The following is a 15,787-nucleotide window of genomic DNA, read 5'->3' on the forward strand; positions in this document are numbered from 1 at the left end:
ACCCGGTCGGCGCGTAGGAGCTGCCGCCAGGCTGTGATCTTTTCGGGGGCGCCGCCAATGCCGGATCAAAAGATCGCAGCCTGCGGCAGCTCCTACCCGGGGGGGATTGTGTGCACCCGGCCCCATTGCGGGTGTACCCGGTCGGCGCGTAGGAGCTGCCGCCAGGCTGCGATCTTTTCGGGGGGCGCCGCCAATTCAGGATCAAAAGATCGCAGCCTGCGGCAGCTCCTACCCAGTGCCATAACCGTGCAGGCAATAAGTATGTACCACCTGTTGCGCTCCGGAATCTTGATCATCAAAGCTTCTTAATCAAGTGAGCAGAGCATGGACAGCACTTCAATCATTACACCTTCAACATCCCAAGGGACGATAAAATTTCCTGCCCTGGGACCGACATTCATTAGTGCGGATGATGCGGCCTATTGGGTGCACCGGCAGATCGGCACGCGCCGTGACCGGGCTTACGGCGGCGTGATCGTGCAGCGTGGCGATGGGAAATTCCAGCCGACACTGCCTGTGGCAGGAACTATGGGGCATTTCGATTTCGACACCCTGCTGTCTACCGGGACTCCCAGAGAGCTGTTTGCCCCCATCGGATACAGTGGCGCGGCGTATTACCTGTCTCATTCGGCCATTCACGCCGAAGTCCTGCGTGTTCATCCCCGCTGGACGGCCGAACAGATCAAGTTGTACCTCGGCTTTTTTTCCGTAGGACATATCCTGACCCACATGCAGGACCCGGGCGCCTACGGCCAGCGACACTATCTGTCGGGGCCCGATGGTTCATTGATCAAGTACGAGTCTACTCAGCCGGCAGAGGAGAAAAAGCTCTTTGAGCTCGGGTTCAAGTCTTTCGGGCCGTTCGCCGACGTCGAACAATTGATTCAGAAAGTGGCCCAGACCGGCACCCTGAGCGTACTGGTTGCCAATGATCAGTGGGGCGGTGTACGAGGAAACGTGTCGGCGAGCTGGACCCTCGGTACTGCCGCGGTGCGAGATCCGACCCCGCTACAGCCATTTTATTGTGCTGTGTTCGATCAAGTGGACAAGGCCATCGAAGCCGCAGCAACAATGGTAACCCCGCCCTCCGGCAGCGTTTATCTGGGTTTTGTACTGACCTCTGCCGGCAGTTCGGACTGCATGGCGACCTATCCGGTTCTTTCCAGCCAGCCGGCAGCCGAACTGTTCAAAACCTTTCCGATGAGCGCCAATCGCAAACTGCAGCAACTGCTCGATTTCGACCTGAACGGCATTTACTTCATGCCGCAGGGCGATGCGGCTCAGAGCGCCAGCGAGCCTTGGCTTTATGAGCGTTTTTTTTCGCCGGACGAGTTGGCTGCGGGCATCAAATTTTCGCTATGGGATGTTTACCGGCAGGAGTACCCAGACTATCTGAAGGTGTACGCCCGGACCCGGGACGGTGCCGTGTTGCAGTACCGCCCTTCAGCACACCTCAGAGAAGCTCCGCTGAAGGACAGCGCGGATCTCGACGCTCAACTGAAGGCTGGTACGCTCAAGCCTGGGGATTACATCAGGCAGGTGGCCGCAGCCGGCGAGCTGACGGTCCTGAAAGACAGCGCGTTGTGGGATGTTGCCGGGATTGTTGGCGCCGACTGGCAACCCTATGCCAGGTCGAGGCGTTTGAGTCCCGCTTTCATCATGGCCGACGATGCCGCACGTTTTGCTCATGAGTACATCGGCAGCCGACGTGAACAAGGCTACGTCGGGCTGATTTTGCAGGATCAAAACAAACGGTTTTTCGCCACAGAGCCGGTTTTTGCCGCACAACCACGGTTTACGCTGGACCGACTCTGCCCCCTCGACGCTACCGGCGCACCGATCGTCCTGGTCGAGGGGTACTCGTTTTATGGGATGTACGCCTCGCGCTGGCAAGCCGACTCAAGATCCGTCGCAGGTGCCGACGTGCAAGAGCAGTTGACGGAGGCGCAAATGTTCACCGCCGAAGACATTCGCTCAGTGCTCGACAAGAGCGCGCATGTTGTCGATTTTTACCTCTCCGGCTCGGCCGAATGCCTGTTGGTTTACAGCCCCGATGTAGCGAATGTGGCGGCTCGCGACAGATTGCAAGGGCGGGTTGCCGTGCTCGTTGATGGCACTACCCTGATAGATCGGGAGCTGGCGGCCGGCACACTTGCACCCAGTGCAGTGGTCGACGAATTGGCCAGGACTGGCAGATTGCGCGTGGTGGCAGGCAATGACGTGTGGGGGCCGCGGGGAAGCGTGCTGGGTGATGAGTCAAATACCGGGATAACCCGCACAGCTCCGGTGCTCGGGGCGGTTTTTGCCAGCTCCGAAGAGGCGGTGCTGAACGCCCGCCATCAAGCCAGGCTCGACTACCGCACGGCCGCGGCGGGTTGGGGGTTCATTCTTAAGCACAAGGAGCGCGATGAGTATGTGGCGACCGAAACGGTCCCTGCCAGGCGCCTGGAGGCGCTGAACCAGGCGAGCGACTTTGGCGCTCCCGTATTGATCGACGAGTTTCGGACCCTCGGCCTTTATTATTCGGCAAGCTGGATTCCTGAAGGGTTATCGACAACGGATGCCTGGTTTGCCCGGCATTTTGCTGCCATTACCGATCTGGCTGCAGCGATCTACGACGATAAGTCGACGCAACGTCTTACGCATTTTCAGGACCTGAGCATTTTTATCGCGACACTGGATGGGGCATTGTTGCGGTACCAGTACCCGGCCTCCTCAACGCAGTTCGACAACACGGGTAAGCAACAACTGATGTCGGTATTGGGCAATGACACGCCACCCTATGCCAACGTCATGCAAATGGTCGCCAAGGCCGGAGAACTGAAGGTGCTGCGCACCAGTGAACTGTGGGACGAGCCGGGCATTATCGGTCCTGACTGGAAACCTTTCGTCCAGATCCAGCGGCGCGATCTCAGCCCCGTCTTTGTATCGCAGGATGACGCGGTCCGCTATGCGCTGGCGCAGTTGAACTCGCGGCGTGATAGGATCTACGGTGGCTTGGTGCTGCGTCGGCTCGATGGTTTGTTTGTCGCGACGTTACCGGTGGCTGTCGAGGTCGAGAACTTCCCTGCCAGCTGGATTCGTCTGGACGAATTTACTGAAAAAGGGCTGTTTCTGAATGGAAGTACTGTCGTCGCCCGATACCATTCCCGCATGCAGGTCGAACCGATCTTCGCGCTGTCGAACCGCGAACGGGACGTGTATCTCAATATGTTTTCCACCGATTTTCTTGCGAGCATCCTGTCCGGCTCCGAGCTTTCCCGGTCTCTGTCGCCCGGTAAGGAATATCTGATGGGGCTCGATGGCAGCCTGATCAGCTACACCCTCAGTGGAAATGCCATCGAAAAACAACTCGCGGGGGCCTTGGCGCCACCCAGCCAATTGCAGCGCAGGCATAGTCCTATCGAGCTGCAAATGCGCAACGGCACGCGAACCCCCAGTGAGTACGTCAACCAGGTTGCAAGAGCCGGCAGGTTGCAAGTGATTCAGGGTAGCCGACTGTGGGGCGAGGCCAAGCAGTTGTCAGAATGGAGTGCTTATCCCGGGATTGTCTCATCGGACGTGCGTCGATTTGCCATTGCCGAGCCGGCGCTCAGCCCGGTCTTCACGCAGATGGACGACGCCGTACGGCATGTCCATCGAACGGTGGGAACTCGTGCCAGCCTGATGTTCGGGTTCGTACTCAAGTCGCTGAACGGTGAACGGTACGTCACGACGCTGCCGATCGACGGGCGGCAAGGACATCTCACCGTCGAGCGGGTATTTCCCGAAGGGCTATTACCCTTGGGGTACAGGGTCGAGGGCATTTATTTGTGCCCCTCAACCGGGCCGGGGCAACTGCCGGATGACGTCCATCAGAGCTTCATTTCTCCTCGGGATTTGACGTACGGGTTGGACGCCGCCGGTAGGCGCACGGGTGAAGGTACTACTTACCTCAACGTCTATGTTTCCTGTGCTGATGGTGCCTTGTTGCGATACAGGCCCACGGCCAGCGCGCCGGAGTGGGCCCAGTTCCATGCTACGGTCGCCTACGAGAAATTATTGCAATCAGGGCTGGAGTCGCTGATCGAGTATGTGCGCAAAGTGATCAGATACGGTGAGTTGCAGGTAGTAGTGCGCAGCGTTTTTTGGTCGCCGTTCAGGGTTGATGCCCGGGGTGTCAAAACCGGCATCGGGCTGATGAGATGGCCGCGGGATAACCGGTTTGCTCTCGGACCCGTATTCGCGCATGCCGATGATGCAGCTCGCTCGGCCCAGCGACTGATTGGCGAGTACGTCGGCCAGCAGTATTTGGGGGGCGTTCTGATACACCAGGCTTCTTCTTCGTTTGTTGCAGTCGAACCGCTTGAGGACGGAATCAACAGTGACGCTGCCAGCGCGCTGTTTTACTCAGGGCCGGGCGGGCCCATTGGATCGGCCGAGGTGCCGGGTGCGCAGCCCTTGCCATTGCCGGTTTTTCCCCAGGACTATAAATGGGTGGCTGTTCATCAGTTCTACAAAGGCTTCAATCTGTTCGTGAAGGACCCCAGCGCGTCAGATCGATTGCTTTTGGATAACCTGGCCCTGGCCGACCTGTGGTTCAGCAGAGACGTAGTGAAAAAAAGCGGGGTCTCCGGAGGCAGTTGCTATTTCACCGGTCGTGGCGGTTCGCTGTTCAAGTTCACCCCCGGTTTTTCGCCGCAGGAAGTGGCATTTTTCAACGAGGAGGCCAATGACGGGGTCGCTGCGTACCTCGCCAAACTCGCAAGCGTCAGCCGGCTTGAGGTACTGGACACCGATAGTTATTGGCGCCGCCGCGGGCTCCTGAGCGCGGATTGGAAACCTGCTTTGCAACCCACGGCGAAGCCTGGTCATGACGAACTGTAGAGCAGCTGTTCAGCCGCCGGGGGCGTAAAATCGCACGTTCGGTGGTGTGGGAGGGGGGACGGGCGCAAGCCCGTTGCCTCCACCCAATCAAAGGCCAGTATCAACCGGTAAACGCAATGCTTTCCACCACTTCCAGGTCGTACCCGGTCAAGCCGGCATACTTGAGCGGCGGCCCGAGATGGCGCAATTTGCCGACGCCAAGGTCTTGCAGAATCTGCGCTCCGGTGCCGACTTCGGAATAGATATGCGATTGCGAGCGGGTGTATTGCCGCGGCGGTTGGGTCAATTGCGGGATTCGCTCAAGCAACGCCTGGGAGGATTCGTGATTGGCCAGCACCACCACCACGCCGCGGCCTTCTTCGGCGACTTTTTGCAGTGCTGCCCATAATGTCCAGTTCGACGGCCCGGTGTACTCGGCGCCGACCAGATCGCGCAGCGGATCGATTACATGCACGCGAACCAGGGTCGGTTCTTCGCGACGGATATCGCCCATGACCATGGCCATGTGCACGCCACCTTCGATCTTGTCCTCATAGGTGATCAACCGGAAGCTGCCGTGAACGGTCGGCAGTTCGCGTTCGCCGATGCGCGTCACCGTGTGCTCGGTGCTGAGCCGGTAATGGATCAGGTCGGCGATGGTGCCGATCTTGATACCGTGGCGGGCGGCAAAGACTTCCAGGTCCGGTCGCCGGGCCATGGTGCCGTCATCGTTCATCACCTCGACAATCACCGAAGCCGGGGTAAAACCGGCCAGGCGCGCCAGGTCGCAACCGGCTTCGGTATGCCCGGCGCGGGTCAGTACGCCGCCTTCCTTGGCGCGCAACGGGAAGATATGCCCCGGTTGCACCAGGTCTTGTGCGGTGGCAGTCGTCGCCACGGCGGCCTCGACCGTGCGGGCGCGGTCGGCGGCGGAGATGCCGGTGGTGACCCCGGTAGCCGCTTCGATGGACACGGTAAACGCAGTGCTGAACGCGCTGCCGTTACTCGGCACCATCTGCTCCAGGCCCAGCCGCTGGCAATGTTCTTCAGTCAGCGTGAGGCAGATCAGGCCCCGCGCTTCGCGGGCCATGAAGCTGATCGCCTGGGCGTTGCAGCGGTCGGCGGCGAGCAGCAGGTCGCCTTCATTTTCCCGGTCTTCATCGTCGACCAGCAGGACCATCTTGCCTTGGCGGTAATCTTCGATGAGTTCTTCGATGCTGTTGAAGGCCATGCTCGGGCTCTCTATTTCGTGAATGGTAGGCGGATTGTGTTTATGGTATACCATAATACAAAATAAACCGAAATGACGAGGTCGCAATGAAGGCTTACTGGATCGCACACGTCGATGTCACCGACCCTGAGCAATACGTACAATATACCCAGCGCGCACCCGCAGCCTTTGCGCTGTACGGCGGCAAGCTGCTGGCCCGTGGCGGGCGTTCCCAGGCCATGGAGGGCAGGGCGACGCCGCAACGCAGCGTGGTGATCGAGTTCCAATCCTACGAGCAGGCGCTGGCCTGCTACCGCTCGGCGCAATACCAGCAGGCGTGTCAGTACCGCCAGGGCGCGGCCAAGGCTGAAGTGATCATTGTCGAAGGGTATGAAGCCTGAAAGTCAGCGGATGAAGTGGACTGTGCCGCTGTCATCGTTGCCCATATAGATGCCGTAGACACCCGCCTGGCGTTCCTCGATATAACGTTCGAGGATCTGCCGGATGGCCGGGTAGTAGATGCTGTCCCAGGGAATGTCCTCGGGCGCGAAAAACCGACAGTCGAGGGTTTCCGGACCGTATTGGCCGGTGTTCTCCACGGCGATGGCGCGGAAGATGATGTAGACCTCGCTGATCTGCGGCACGCTGAAGATCGAGTAGGGCGAGAGGATTTCCGCGCGCACGCCGGTTTCTTCCCAGACTTCGCGCAGGGCGCCCTGCTCGGTGGTTTCGCCACTTTCCATGAAGCCGGCGGGCAGGGTCCAGGTGCCGGGGCGTGGCGGAATCGCCCGCTGGCACAGCAGATACTTGCCGTCCTGCTCGATGATGCAGCCGGCAATGATCTTCGGATTGATGTAGTGGATGTAACCGCAGCCGCGGCACATCAAGCGCTCATGGGTATCGCCCTGCGGTTGCTGGTGACCGAGGTCACTGCTGCCGCATTGCGGGCAGAAGCGCGGAAGGGGCATGCTCAGCGACCTATGCGCGGTTCTTTGAGAACGATCGGCGAGACGATGTCGCGCACTTTTTCAGTCTCGTTCTGCTTGAGCTTGAGGTAGTCCAGCGCGACTTTCGCGGCGGCGCGGACGTGATCGACCGAGGCCTGATGCGCCGCCAGTGGATCGCCGCTCTTGATCGCCTCGACCATGCGCTCCATTTCCTGGTTGCTGGCACCGCGGCGGTTTTCCTGGGACACCGAGGTGGCGCGCAGGTAGCTGATGCGGGCCTGTAACTGGCGCAACTGGGTGGCCGCGACGTGGTTGCCCGACCCTTCCAGCAACACGTCATAAAAGCCTTGCACCGAGTCGAGCACTTGCTGCAATTCGCCGTCCTTGAGGGCCTTGCGGTTTTCCTCGAGGGCTTTTTCCAGGGCTTTAATATCCTTGGCCTTGGCCCGCAGCGTGAACAACTGGACGATCAGGCCTTCGAGCACGCAGCGCAGCTCGTAGATATCGCAGGCGTCTTCCAGGGTGATGATGGCGACGCTCGGGCCCTTGGCATCGGCAAACTCCACCAGGCCTTCGGATTCCAGGTGGCGCAGGGCTTCACGCACGGAGGTGCGGCTGACGCCCAGACGTTCGCACAGATCCCGCTCGACCAGACGGTCTCCCGGCAGCAGCTGGAAGTTCATGATGGCGCTTCGCAGTTTATCCAGCACGATTTCGCGCAGGGTAACGGGGTTGCGATTGACCTTGAAGCTGTCGTCAAGTGGCAGGCGTTTCATCGGGTCCGCTCTGAGTGTGGCTGTCCATGTAAAAAGAGCACTTCGATCACATCGATCGGCAGTGCTCCGGTCAGATTGAACAGCCAGTGATTAACTGGATGCCTCGGCGTCGGCTTCGGCGAATGCTTCTCGGGCGAGACGGAAACTGTCTACGGCGGCGGGAACACCGCAGTAGATGCCTACCTGAAGCAGGATTTCGCGTATTTGTTCACGACTCAGTCCGTTGCGCAAGGCGCCGCGTACGTGCAGCTTGAGTTCGTGTGGCCGGTTGAGCGCCGAAATCATCGCCAAGTTTATCATGCTGCGTTCTTTAAGCGATAAGCCCTCACGGCCCCAGACGTGGCCCCAGCAGTACTCGGTGACCATTTCCTGCAGCGGTCGGGTGAAGTCGTCGGCGTTCTCGATCGATTTGTTCACATAGTCCTGGCCCAGCACCTGGGTGCGGATCGCCAGGCCTTTCTGGTATTTCTCGTTGCTCATGTCGGAGTGCTCCTGTCGGATCAAAGGCCGCCCATCAGGGTGTATTTGAGTTCAAGGTAATCGTCGATGCCGTACTTGGAACCTTCGCGGCCGAGGCCCGACGACTTGATGCCGCCAAAGGGTGCGACTTCGGTGGAAATCAGCCCTTCGTTGATGCCGACCATGCCGTATTCCAGACCCTCGCTCATGCGCCAGGCACGCCCCAGGTCACGGGTGTAGCAATAGGCGGCGAGGCCGAACTCGGTGTCGTTGGCCATCCGTAGCGCATCGCTTTCACTGCTGAACCGGAACACCGCGGCCAGCGGACCGAAGGTTTCTTCGCTGGCGACTTTCATCTGCGCAGTCAAATCGACGATGACTGTGGGCTGGAAGAACCCATGGCCCAGGGCATGCCGTTCGCCGCCGCAAAGCAGCCGGGCGCCTTTGGCCAGGGCGTCTTGCACATGGTCCTCGACCTTGGCCACCGCGCGTTCGTTGATCAGCGGGCCCTGGCTGACACCGGCCGCGAAACCATCGCCGACTTTCAGTTCGCGTACACGCTCGGCGAGGCGGGCGACGAACGCGTCATGGATACCGTCCTGCACCAGGAAGCGATTGACGCAGACGCAGGTCTGGCCGGCGTTGCGGAACTTGGCGATCAACGCCCCTTCGACCGCGCGTTCAATGTCGGCATCGTCGAAGACAATGAACGGCGCATTGCCGCCCAACTCCAGCGAGACTTTCTTCAGCGTCGAGGCGCATTGCGCCATCAGCAGTTTGCCAATGGCCGTGGAGCCGGTGAAGGACAGCTTGCGCACTTCGGGACTGGCGGTCAGCTCGGCGCCAATCGCCACGGCATCGCCGGTAATCACATTGAATATCCCCGCAGGAATACCCGCCTGTTCCGCCAGCGCGGCCATGGCCAGTGCCGAGAACGGCGTTTCCGGTGCTGGCTTGACGATGCACGGGCAACCGGCGGCCAATGCCGGACCGGCCTTGCGGGTGATCATCGCCGTCGGGAAATTCCACGGTGTAATGGCCGCGACGACGCCGATCGGCTCCTTGCTGACGACAATTCGCGCATCAGCCTTGTGGCTCGCAATGGTGTCGCCGTAGATGCGCTTGGCTTCTTCGGCGAACCACTCGATGAAGCTCGCGGCGTAGAGGATTTCACCCTTGGCTTCGGCCAGCGGCTTGCCTTGTTCCAGGGTCAGAATCTCGGCCAGGGCATCGGTGTTTTCCAGCATCAAGGCGTGCCAGCCCTTGAGCAGGCTGCTGCGCTCCTTGGCGGTTTTCGCCCGCCAGGCCGGCCATGCGGCATTGGCGGCGGCGATGGCTGCGCGTGCCTGCGCGGCACCGAGGTTCGGCACATGGCCGATCACTTCACCGCTGGCCGGGTTGAAAATGGCTTGGCGGCTGCCGTCCTGGGCGTCGCACCATTGGCCATTGATATAGGCCTGCTGGCGGAACAGTTGCGAGGCTGCTGGGGTCATGCCGGCTCCCGGAAATAAAAGCGGGCCGCACCTTGGGTGGTGGCGCGCGGCCCTGAAGAAAAGTGTTCAGGCGAGAGTGGGCAGCGGGCCCAGCTTGCCGCGGTGATAGATCATCGGCGTGACCGGCTGCTCGGGCAGGATCAGGTTTTTCACCGCGCCGACGATGATCGCGTGGTCGCCGCCATCGTATTCGCGCCACAGTTCGCACTCGATGATTGCCGTGGCCTCGTTGAGCAGCGGGTTACCCAAGTCGCTGAGGTGCCATTCGATGCCTTTGGTCTTGTCCTTGCCTTTACTGGCGAAGGCGTAGGCCAATGCCTGCTGGTCCGCCGAGAGCAGATGGATAGCAAAGCGTTTGCTGTCGCGCAGGACCGGGTAGGTGTCGGAGGCGTAGTTGGGGCAGAACAGCACCAGCGCCGGGTCGATCGACAGCGCACTGAAGGCGCTGGCGGTGATACCGACGATGCCGCCCTCGGGGTCGAGGGTGGTGACCACCGTGACCCCGGAGGGGAAGGAGGCCATCACCTCTTTATAAATGCCTGGTTCGATCATTTCGGGCCATCCTCAACGCATGACAAAGGGGTCGGGCATCGGTGCCGACGAGAGGTTGATCCATACCGTTTTAAGCTCGGTATAGGCCAGCACCGAATCGATGCCGCTCTCGCGACCGTAGCCGCTGTTCTTGAAGCCGCCGATCGGCGCCATGGCCGAGACCGCACGGTAGGTGTTGACCCAGATGATCCCGGAACGCACATCCCGCGCCAGGCGGTGGGCGCGGCCCAGATCACGGGTCCAGATGCCTGCCGCGAGGCCGAACTGCGAGTCGTTGGCGATGGCCAGCGCCTCGGCTTCGTCCTTGAAACGGATCACCGAAGCGACCGGCCCGAAGACTTCTTCCTGCATGATCTTCATCGAATTGCGATCGCATTCGAACAGGGTCGGCTCGTAGAACCAGCCGTCGTTGTCCATTGGCGGGCGCTTGCCGCCCAGGCGTAAATGGGCGCCTTCGGCGATGGCGTCGGCCACCAGACCTTCGACCACGGCCAGTTGCTGGGCGGTGGCCATAGGGCCCATTTCGCTGCTGTCGTCCTGGGGGCTGCCGATGCGAATGCGCTTGGCCCGTTCCACCAGGCGTTCGACGAATTCATCGTAGATCTCGTCCTGCACCAACAGCCGTGAACCGGACACGCAGCTCTGCCCGGAGGCGGCATAGATGCCGGCGATGGCACCGTTGATTGCGCTGTCGAGGTCGGCGTCGGCGAAGATGATGTTCGGGGATTTGCCACCCAGTTCCAGGGACAATTTGGCAAAGTTCTCGGCACTGCTGCGCACCACATGGCGAGCCGTGGCCGCGCCGCCGGTGAAGGCGATCTTGCGTATCAGCGGGTGGCGGGTCAGGGCGGCGCCGGTGCTCGGTCCGTAGCCGGTGACAACGTTGACCACGCCCGGCGGAATACCGGCTTCGAGGGCCAGGCGGGCCAGCTCGAGAATGGTGGCCGAGGCGTGTTCGGACGGTTTGATCACGATGGTATTGCCCGCCGCGAGGGCCGGTGCCAGTTTGATCGCGGTCAGGTACAGCGGGCTGTTCCAGGGAATGATAGCCGCGACCACGCCCATCGGTTCATGCACCGTGTAGGCAAACAGGTCGGGCTTGTCCAGTGGCAAAGTACCGCCTTCGAGCTTGTCGGCCAGGCCTGCGGTGTAGTGGAAGAATTCCGGCAAGTAGTTGACCTGACCGCGGGTCTCGCGGATCAGCTTGCCGTTGTCGCGGCTTTCCAGTTGCGCCAGTTGCTCTTTGTTCTCGGCGATCAGATCACCGAGACGGCGCAGCAATTTGCCGCGGGCAGTGGCGGTCAAGCCGCGCCAGGCCGGGCTGTCGAAAGCCTTTTGCGCGGCCTGGACGGCGCGCTCGACATCGGCTTCATCGGCATCCGGCAGTTCGGCCCAGGCCTGGGCCAGTGCCGGGTTGAGGCTTTCGAAGGTCTTACCGGACAGGGCATCGACCCATTGCCCGTCGATGCACATCTGGAAGCGTGCGAGTGTCATGCAACGATCCCCTTTATTTGATTTTGTCGGGTTTGCGCCGTGTTGAGAAAGTCCAGCAGCACCTGATTGACCAGGCGCGGCGACTCTACCGGCATCATATGCCGTTGCTCGTGGAGCACGGCAACTTGCGCGCCGGGAATCCGTTCGGCCAATTGTCGGGCCATCTGCGGCGTGGAGCCGGGGTCCAGCTCGCCGGTGGCGATCAGGGTCGGCACCTGGATGCTGCCCAGGTCCTCGGCGCGGTACATGTCCTGAGTGGCGAACAGCTCGTAGGTGGTCAGATAACCTTGCGGGTCATTGCCGGCCAGGGTCTGGCGAATCGCCGCGATCTGTGCCGGATTGGCCGCCTGATACTCGCGGCTGAACCAGCGTGACAGCGCCGCCTCGGCATTCGCATCCGGGCCATGTTCGGCGGCCTGGCTGGTCCTCTCGATGACCCCCGCGCGCTGTTCGGCGCTGCGGTTGAACACGCTGTTGAGCACCACCAGCCCGAGCAGATGCTGCGGGTAGTGCAGGGCAAAGGCCCGCGCTACCAGCCCACCCATGGAAAAGCCGATCACCGTGGCTTGTGGCAGCTGTAGATGTTCGAGCAATTCCAGTAGCTGATCGGCATAACCGAGCAGCCCGGTACCCGCAGCCGGGCGCGGGCTGGCGCCATGCCCGAGCATGTCGTAGGCAATGACCCGGTAGTGGGGTGCGAGACCAACGATCTGGCCGCCCCACATTTCTTTATTCAGGCCCACCCCGTGGATCAATACCACGGGTTGGCCTTGGCCGGTCGCCAGATAACTGGTCCCGGCCGGGGTGAGTTCAGCGCTGAGCCGAATCATGGATCGCTCCTGCAAATCTTATGAGTTACTGGGCTTTCTCAGCGGCCAGTTCTTCCAGATCGATATAGCGGTTACCGATGCGTGGGTGCAGGCGACCGCCGTTGGCGCAACCGAGAACGACAACAATCTCGTCCGAGCGCGGCGCGTCTTCGATCTGCATTTCCAGCGTGATGTAGTGGGAACGCAGACCTTCGTCGTCCTTGTGCATCATCGGAATCTGGATCGAGGTGCCTGGGCCACCGCGCTTGTTGGTGAAGCTCAGATAGCTCTTGGCTTGCACCGCTTCGCGGTAGTGATTGCCGAAACGCAGGGTGTGGATCACCGCGGAGGCGTGTTCGATCTCGCCGTCGGCACCGACCACGGCCGCCTTGCCATAGGCCTCGATCTTGTCCGCACCGCCAATCGTCGCCACCAGGCGCTCGACCATCAAAGCCCCCAGATCGGAGCAGTTGGCGCGAATTTCCGGCTTCAGGTCCTCGACAAAACCACGACCCACCCATGGGTTCTTGATGACAACGGCCAGGCCAACCATGGTCACCGGCGTGTCAGTGGCCTTGCCGCCTTCGATAAAGGTTTCTTCCACGTAGCTGACGATCTTGCGAATTTCGAAACTCATGAGCGACTCCGTATGAGAGAGGGAACGTGTTTGTCGTATGATGGTATACCATAATATTGTGTATGCAAGCATTCGCTGCAAGATCATCGAAAGGGCAAGCGACGGAAGGTCGGTCGGGGAAGGGGAGTGGGAGAATGCGGCAAGTGCGATTCCGGGGGGTGGAAGAGTTGGTGCGAGGCTGTTGAGATAGAGAGGTGGCTTGGTAAAGGAGTAAGGAGTTGGGTTCCACCTTCCTCGCAGCAGCTGGCGAAGCCTGCGATCGAGCGCGAAGCGGTCGCAGTTAGGCTATATGCGGCCGGCAGTCCTGGTGCTCTCATTTGTTTTGAGCGGCGTGTCGTATTACTACATCGAGCGGCCGGCCTTGAGGCTTCGTCGTGCCCTTCGGGCCAGTGCCGGGTATGGGCTGCGAGCATCAAGGCCTGGTGAAACAGCGGCCTGGGACGCCGCTGTCGTCGGTCGTCGGTCGCCGGTTTCGGCAATGGGTGGACGTCTCTATAAAGCCATGCTAAATCCAGGCTGGGTGTTGGCGAATTCTCCAGGCAACAACAGCTCGCTTTCAGGGAGGGCGCCAGCAATCATGGTTCTGCAACCGGGAGTCATCTGATGAGCGAACAACCCGCGATTGTATTGGTACATGGTTTTTGGGGCGGTGCGGCCCACTGGAACAAGGTCATTGTCGAGCTGCTCCGCATGGGATACTCGAACATCCGCGCGGTGGAACTGCCGCTGACTTCCCTTGCAGAAGATGCCGAGCGCACTCGCAAGATGATTGCCCAGGAGCCGGGGCCGGTCTTGTTGGTGGGCCATTCCTATGGTGGTGCGGTCATCACCGAGGCTGGCGATCAACCGAATGTGGTGGGGCTGGTGTATATCGCCGCATTTGCCCCGGAGGCGGGTGAGAGCCCCGGCGGAATCACTCAGGAACACTTGCCCCTTGCGGCGTCAAACCTTGCTCCCGATAGCGATGGCTATTTATGGGTCAAGCCAGGGCTATACCATGAAAGCTTCTGCCAGGACCTGCCCGCGCAGGAGGGGTTGGTGATGGGCATCACTCAGAAAGCGCCTCTGGCCGGCACCTTTGGCGATACGATCACGCATCCCGCCTGGAAGAACAAACCATCGTGGTATCAGATCTCCAGTGAAGACCGGATGATCGCACCCGAGAACCAGCAGCGGATGGCGGGGCGGCTTAACGCCAGAAAGGTCATTACCTTGAAGGCAAGCCACGCATCCCTGGCCTCTAAGCCGCTGGAAGTGGCAGCACTTATAGACGAGGCTGCCACGGAGCTGGAGTCGTTCATTGCTCCAAGCTGAGTGCTCTTCTATATAGAAGGGGCAAAAACCGGCGCTTTTCAGGCTTTTTCAGGCTTATCGATAGAAAGCCTTAATTAAGGGTTGACGGCAGATCCTGGAAGTCTATAATTCGCCCCACTTCCGGCGCAGTCGAAACGGAAAACTCCTTGGTAAACAAAGAGTTACGCGGTTTTCGGCAGCGAGTTGCTTCAGTTCATCGAAGCCCAGAAGGAGTTGCTAGAGTCGGTTTGTTTGGCCCTGGTAACGGTTCGATCCACTCGGTCGAAAGCGGTGTAAAACAGGTGTTGACAGCAGCGAGTAACGCTGTAGAATTCGCCTCCCGCCAACGAGTGATCGGAAGCGCCAAGTGGTTGAAGTTAAAAAGGAAACTTTGAAAACTTCTGAAAATAACCGCTTGACAGCAGCAGAGGAAAGCGTAGAATGCGCGCCTCGGTTGAGACGAAAGATCTTAACCAACCGCTCTTTAACAACTGAATCAAGCAATTCGTGTGGGTGCTTGTGGAGTCAGACTGATAGTCAACAAGATTATCAGCATCACAAGTTACTCCGCGAGAAATCAAAGATGTAACCAACGATTGCTGAGCCAAGTTTAGGGTTTCTTAAAAACCCAAAGATGTTTGAACTGAAGAGTTTGATCATGGCTCAGATTGAACGCTGGCGGCAGGCCTAACACATGCAAGTCGAGCGGCAGCACGGGTACTTGTACCTGGTGGCGAGCGGCGGACGGGTGAGTAATGCCTAGGAATCTGCCTGGTAGTGGGGGATAACGTTCGGAAACGGACGCTAATACCGCATACGTCCTACGGGAGAAAGCAGGGGACCTTCGGGCCTTGCGCTATCAGATGAGCCTAGGTCGGATTAGCTAGTTGGTGAGGTAATGGCTCACCAAGGCGACGATCCGTAACTGGTCTGAGAGGATGATCAGTCACACTGGAACTGAGACACGGTCCAGACTCCTACGGGAGGCAGCAGTGGGGAATATTGGACAATGGGCGAAAGCCTGATCCAGCCATGCCGCGTGTGTGAAGAAGGTCTTCGGATTGTAAAGCACTTTAAGTTGGGAGGAAGGGCAGTTACCTAATACGTGATTGTCTTGACGTTACCGACAGAATAAGCACCGGCTAACTCTGTGCCAGCAGCCGCGGTAATACAGAGGGTGCAAGCGTTAATCGGAATTACTGGGCGTAAAGCGCGCGTAGGTGGTTTGTTAAGTTGGATGTGAAATCCCCGGGCTCAACCTGGGAACTGCAT

At 59.9% G+C, this 15,787-nt stretch carries 12 protein-coding genes and 1 rRNA gene (1 of these 13 running past the window's edge); 4 read left to right on the forward strand and 9 right to left on the reverse strand.

Translation table 11 applies throughout. From position 1 onward, the window contains the following. Positions 1-324: 324 nt before the first annotated feature. Positions 325-4,866, forward strand: coding sequence for a hypothetical protein (locus AC3IUA_RS09390; protein WP_489360264.1), 4,542 nt, complete (start codon positions 325-327; stop codon positions 4,864-4,866). Between the two features lie 100 nt (positions 4,867-4,966). Here AC3IUA_RS09390 and ribBA read toward each other — a convergent pair whose 3' ends face one another. Further along, positions 4,967-6,076, reverse strand: a complete 1,110-nt coding sequence (ribBA, locus tag AC3IUA_RS09395) for a bifunctional 3,4-dihydroxy-2-butanone-4-phosphate synthase/GTP cyclohydrolase II (protein WP_489360266.1) — start codon at positions 6,074-6,076, stop codon at positions 4,967-4,969. Between the two features lie 86 nt (positions 6,077-6,162). Between ribBA and AC3IUA_RS09400 the strand changes: the two genes are divergently transcribed. Next, positions 6,163-6,456 carry a DUF1330 domain-containing protein gene (locus tag AC3IUA_RS09400; protein ID WP_489360268.1) on the forward strand — a complete coding sequence of 98 codons (294 nt, stop codon included), beginning with the start codon at positions 6,163-6,165 and terminating at the stop codon, positions 6,454-6,456. A gap of 3 nt (positions 6,457-6,459) precedes the next feature. Here AC3IUA_RS09400 and AC3IUA_RS09405 read toward each other — a convergent pair whose 3' ends face one another. The 8 genes from AC3IUA_RS09405 to AC3IUA_RS09440 all read right to left on the reverse strand — a co-directional run bounded on the left by AC3IUA_RS09405 (position 6,460) and on the right by AC3IUA_RS09440 (position 13,222). Next, positions 6,460-7,023, reverse strand: a complete 564-nt coding sequence (locus tag AC3IUA_RS09405) for an NUDIX hydrolase (RefSeq protein ID WP_489360270.1) — start codon at positions 7,021-7,023, stop codon at positions 6,460-6,462. A gap of 2 nt (positions 7,024-7,025) precedes the next feature. Then, positions 7,026-7,778: a GntR family transcriptional regulator gene (locus tag AC3IUA_RS09410; RefSeq protein ID WP_489360272.1), complete on the reverse strand. Its 753-nt coding sequence runs from the start codon at positions 7,776-7,778 to the stop codon at positions 7,026-7,028. Positions 7,779-7,868: 90 nt separating this feature from the next. Then, positions 7,869-8,258, reverse strand: coding sequence for a carboxymuconolactone decarboxylase family protein (locus tag AC3IUA_RS09415; protein ID WP_489360274.1), 390 nt, complete (start codon positions 8,256-8,258; stop codon positions 7,869-7,871). 20 nt (positions 8,259-8,278) lie between these two features. Beyond that, positions 8,279-9,730 carry an NAD-dependent succinate-semialdehyde dehydrogenase gene (locus tag AC3IUA_RS09420; protein ID WP_489360276.1) on the reverse strand — a complete coding sequence of 484 codons (1,452 nt, stop codon included), beginning with the start codon at positions 9,728-9,730 and terminating at the stop codon, positions 8,279-8,281. A gap of 66 nt (positions 9,731-9,796) precedes the next feature. Continuing rightward, a complete protein-coding gene (locus AC3IUA_RS09425; protein ID WP_489360278.1) occupies positions 9,797-10,282 on the reverse strand; it encodes a flavin reductase family protein in 486 nt (161 codons plus the stop codon). Positions 10,283-10,294: 12 nt separating this feature from the next. After that, positions 10,295-11,776 (reverse strand): aldehyde dehydrogenase, encoded by a 1,482-nt coding sequence (locus tag AC3IUA_RS09430; RefSeq protein WP_489360280.1) that lies wholly within the window; start codon positions 11,774-11,776, stop codon positions 10,295-10,297. Then, a complete protein-coding gene (locus tag AC3IUA_RS09435; protein WP_489360282.1) occupies positions 11,773-12,606 on the reverse strand; it encodes an alpha/beta fold hydrolase in 834 nt (277 codons plus the stop codon). Before AC3IUA_RS09435 ends, AC3IUA_RS09430 begins: the two co-directional genes overlap by 4 nt. A 25-nt stretch (positions 12,607-12,631) precedes the next feature. Next, positions 12,632-13,222 carry an amino acid synthesis family protein gene (locus AC3IUA_RS09440; RefSeq protein ID WP_489360284.1) on the reverse strand — a complete coding sequence of 197 codons (591 nt, stop codon included), beginning with the start codon at positions 13,220-13,222 and terminating at the stop codon, positions 12,632-12,634. A 603-nt stretch (positions 13,223-13,825) separates the two neighbouring features. Here AC3IUA_RS09440 and AC3IUA_RS09445 point away from each other — a divergent pair. Beyond that, the gene (locus AC3IUA_RS09445) at positions 13,826-14,536 is read left to right on the forward strand and encodes an alpha/beta hydrolase (RefSeq protein WP_489360286.1); all 711 of its coding nucleotides are present in this window, start codon (positions 13,826-13,828) and stop codon (positions 14,534-14,536) included. Positions 14,537-15,155: 619 nt separating this feature from the next. Further along, positions 15,156-15,787: ribosomal RNA gene (locus AC3IUA_RS09450) — 16S ribosomal RNA — on the forward strand (it continues 907 nt past the right edge of the window).

The organism is Pseudomonas sp. KH_050 (assembly GCF_057838875.1).

Coding starts and splice junctions, on each gene's coding strand:
- AC3IUA_RS09390 (WP_489360264.1), top strand. CDS start 325: ATGGACAGCACTTCAATCATTACACCTTCAACATCCCAAGGGACGATA.
- ribBA (WP_489360266.1), bottom strand. CDS start 6,076: ATGGCCTTCAACAGCATCGAAGAACTCATCGAAGATTACCGCCAAGGC.
- AC3IUA_RS09400 (WP_489360268.1), top strand. CDS start 6,163: ATGAAGGCTTACTGGATCGCACACGTCGATGTCACCGACCCTGAGCAA.
- AC3IUA_RS09405 (WP_489360270.1), bottom strand. CDS start 7,023: ATGCCCCTTCCGCGCTTCTGCCCGCAATGCGGCAGCAGTGACCTCGGT.
- AC3IUA_RS09410 (WP_489360272.1), bottom strand. CDS start 7,778: ATGAAACGCCTGCCACTTGACGACAGCTTCAAGGTCAATCGCAACCCC.
- AC3IUA_RS09415 (WP_489360274.1), bottom strand. CDS start 8,258: ATGAGCAACGAGAAATACCAGAAAGGCCTGGCGATCCGCACCCAGGTG.
- AC3IUA_RS09420 (WP_489360276.1), bottom strand. CDS start 9,730: ATGACCCCAGCAGCCTCGCAACTGTTCCGCCAGCAGGCCTATATCAAT.
- AC3IUA_RS09425 (WP_489360278.1), bottom strand. CDS start 10,282: ATGATCGAACCAGGCATTTATAAAGAGGTGATGGCCTCCTTCCCCTCC.
- AC3IUA_RS09430 (WP_489360280.1), bottom strand. CDS start 11,776: ATGACACTCGCACGCTTCCAGATGTGCATCGACGGGCAATGGGTCGAT.
- AC3IUA_RS09435 (WP_489360282.1), bottom strand. CDS start 12,606: ATGATTCGGCTCAGCGCTGAACTCACCCCGGCCGGGACCAGTTATCTG.
- AC3IUA_RS09440 (WP_489360284.1), bottom strand. CDS start 13,222: ATGAGTTTCGAAATTCGCAAGATCGTCAGCTACGTGGAAGAAACCTTT.
- AC3IUA_RS09445 (WP_489360286.1), top strand. CDS start 13,826: ATGAGCGAACAACCCGCGATTGTATTGGTACATGGTTTTTGGGGCGGT.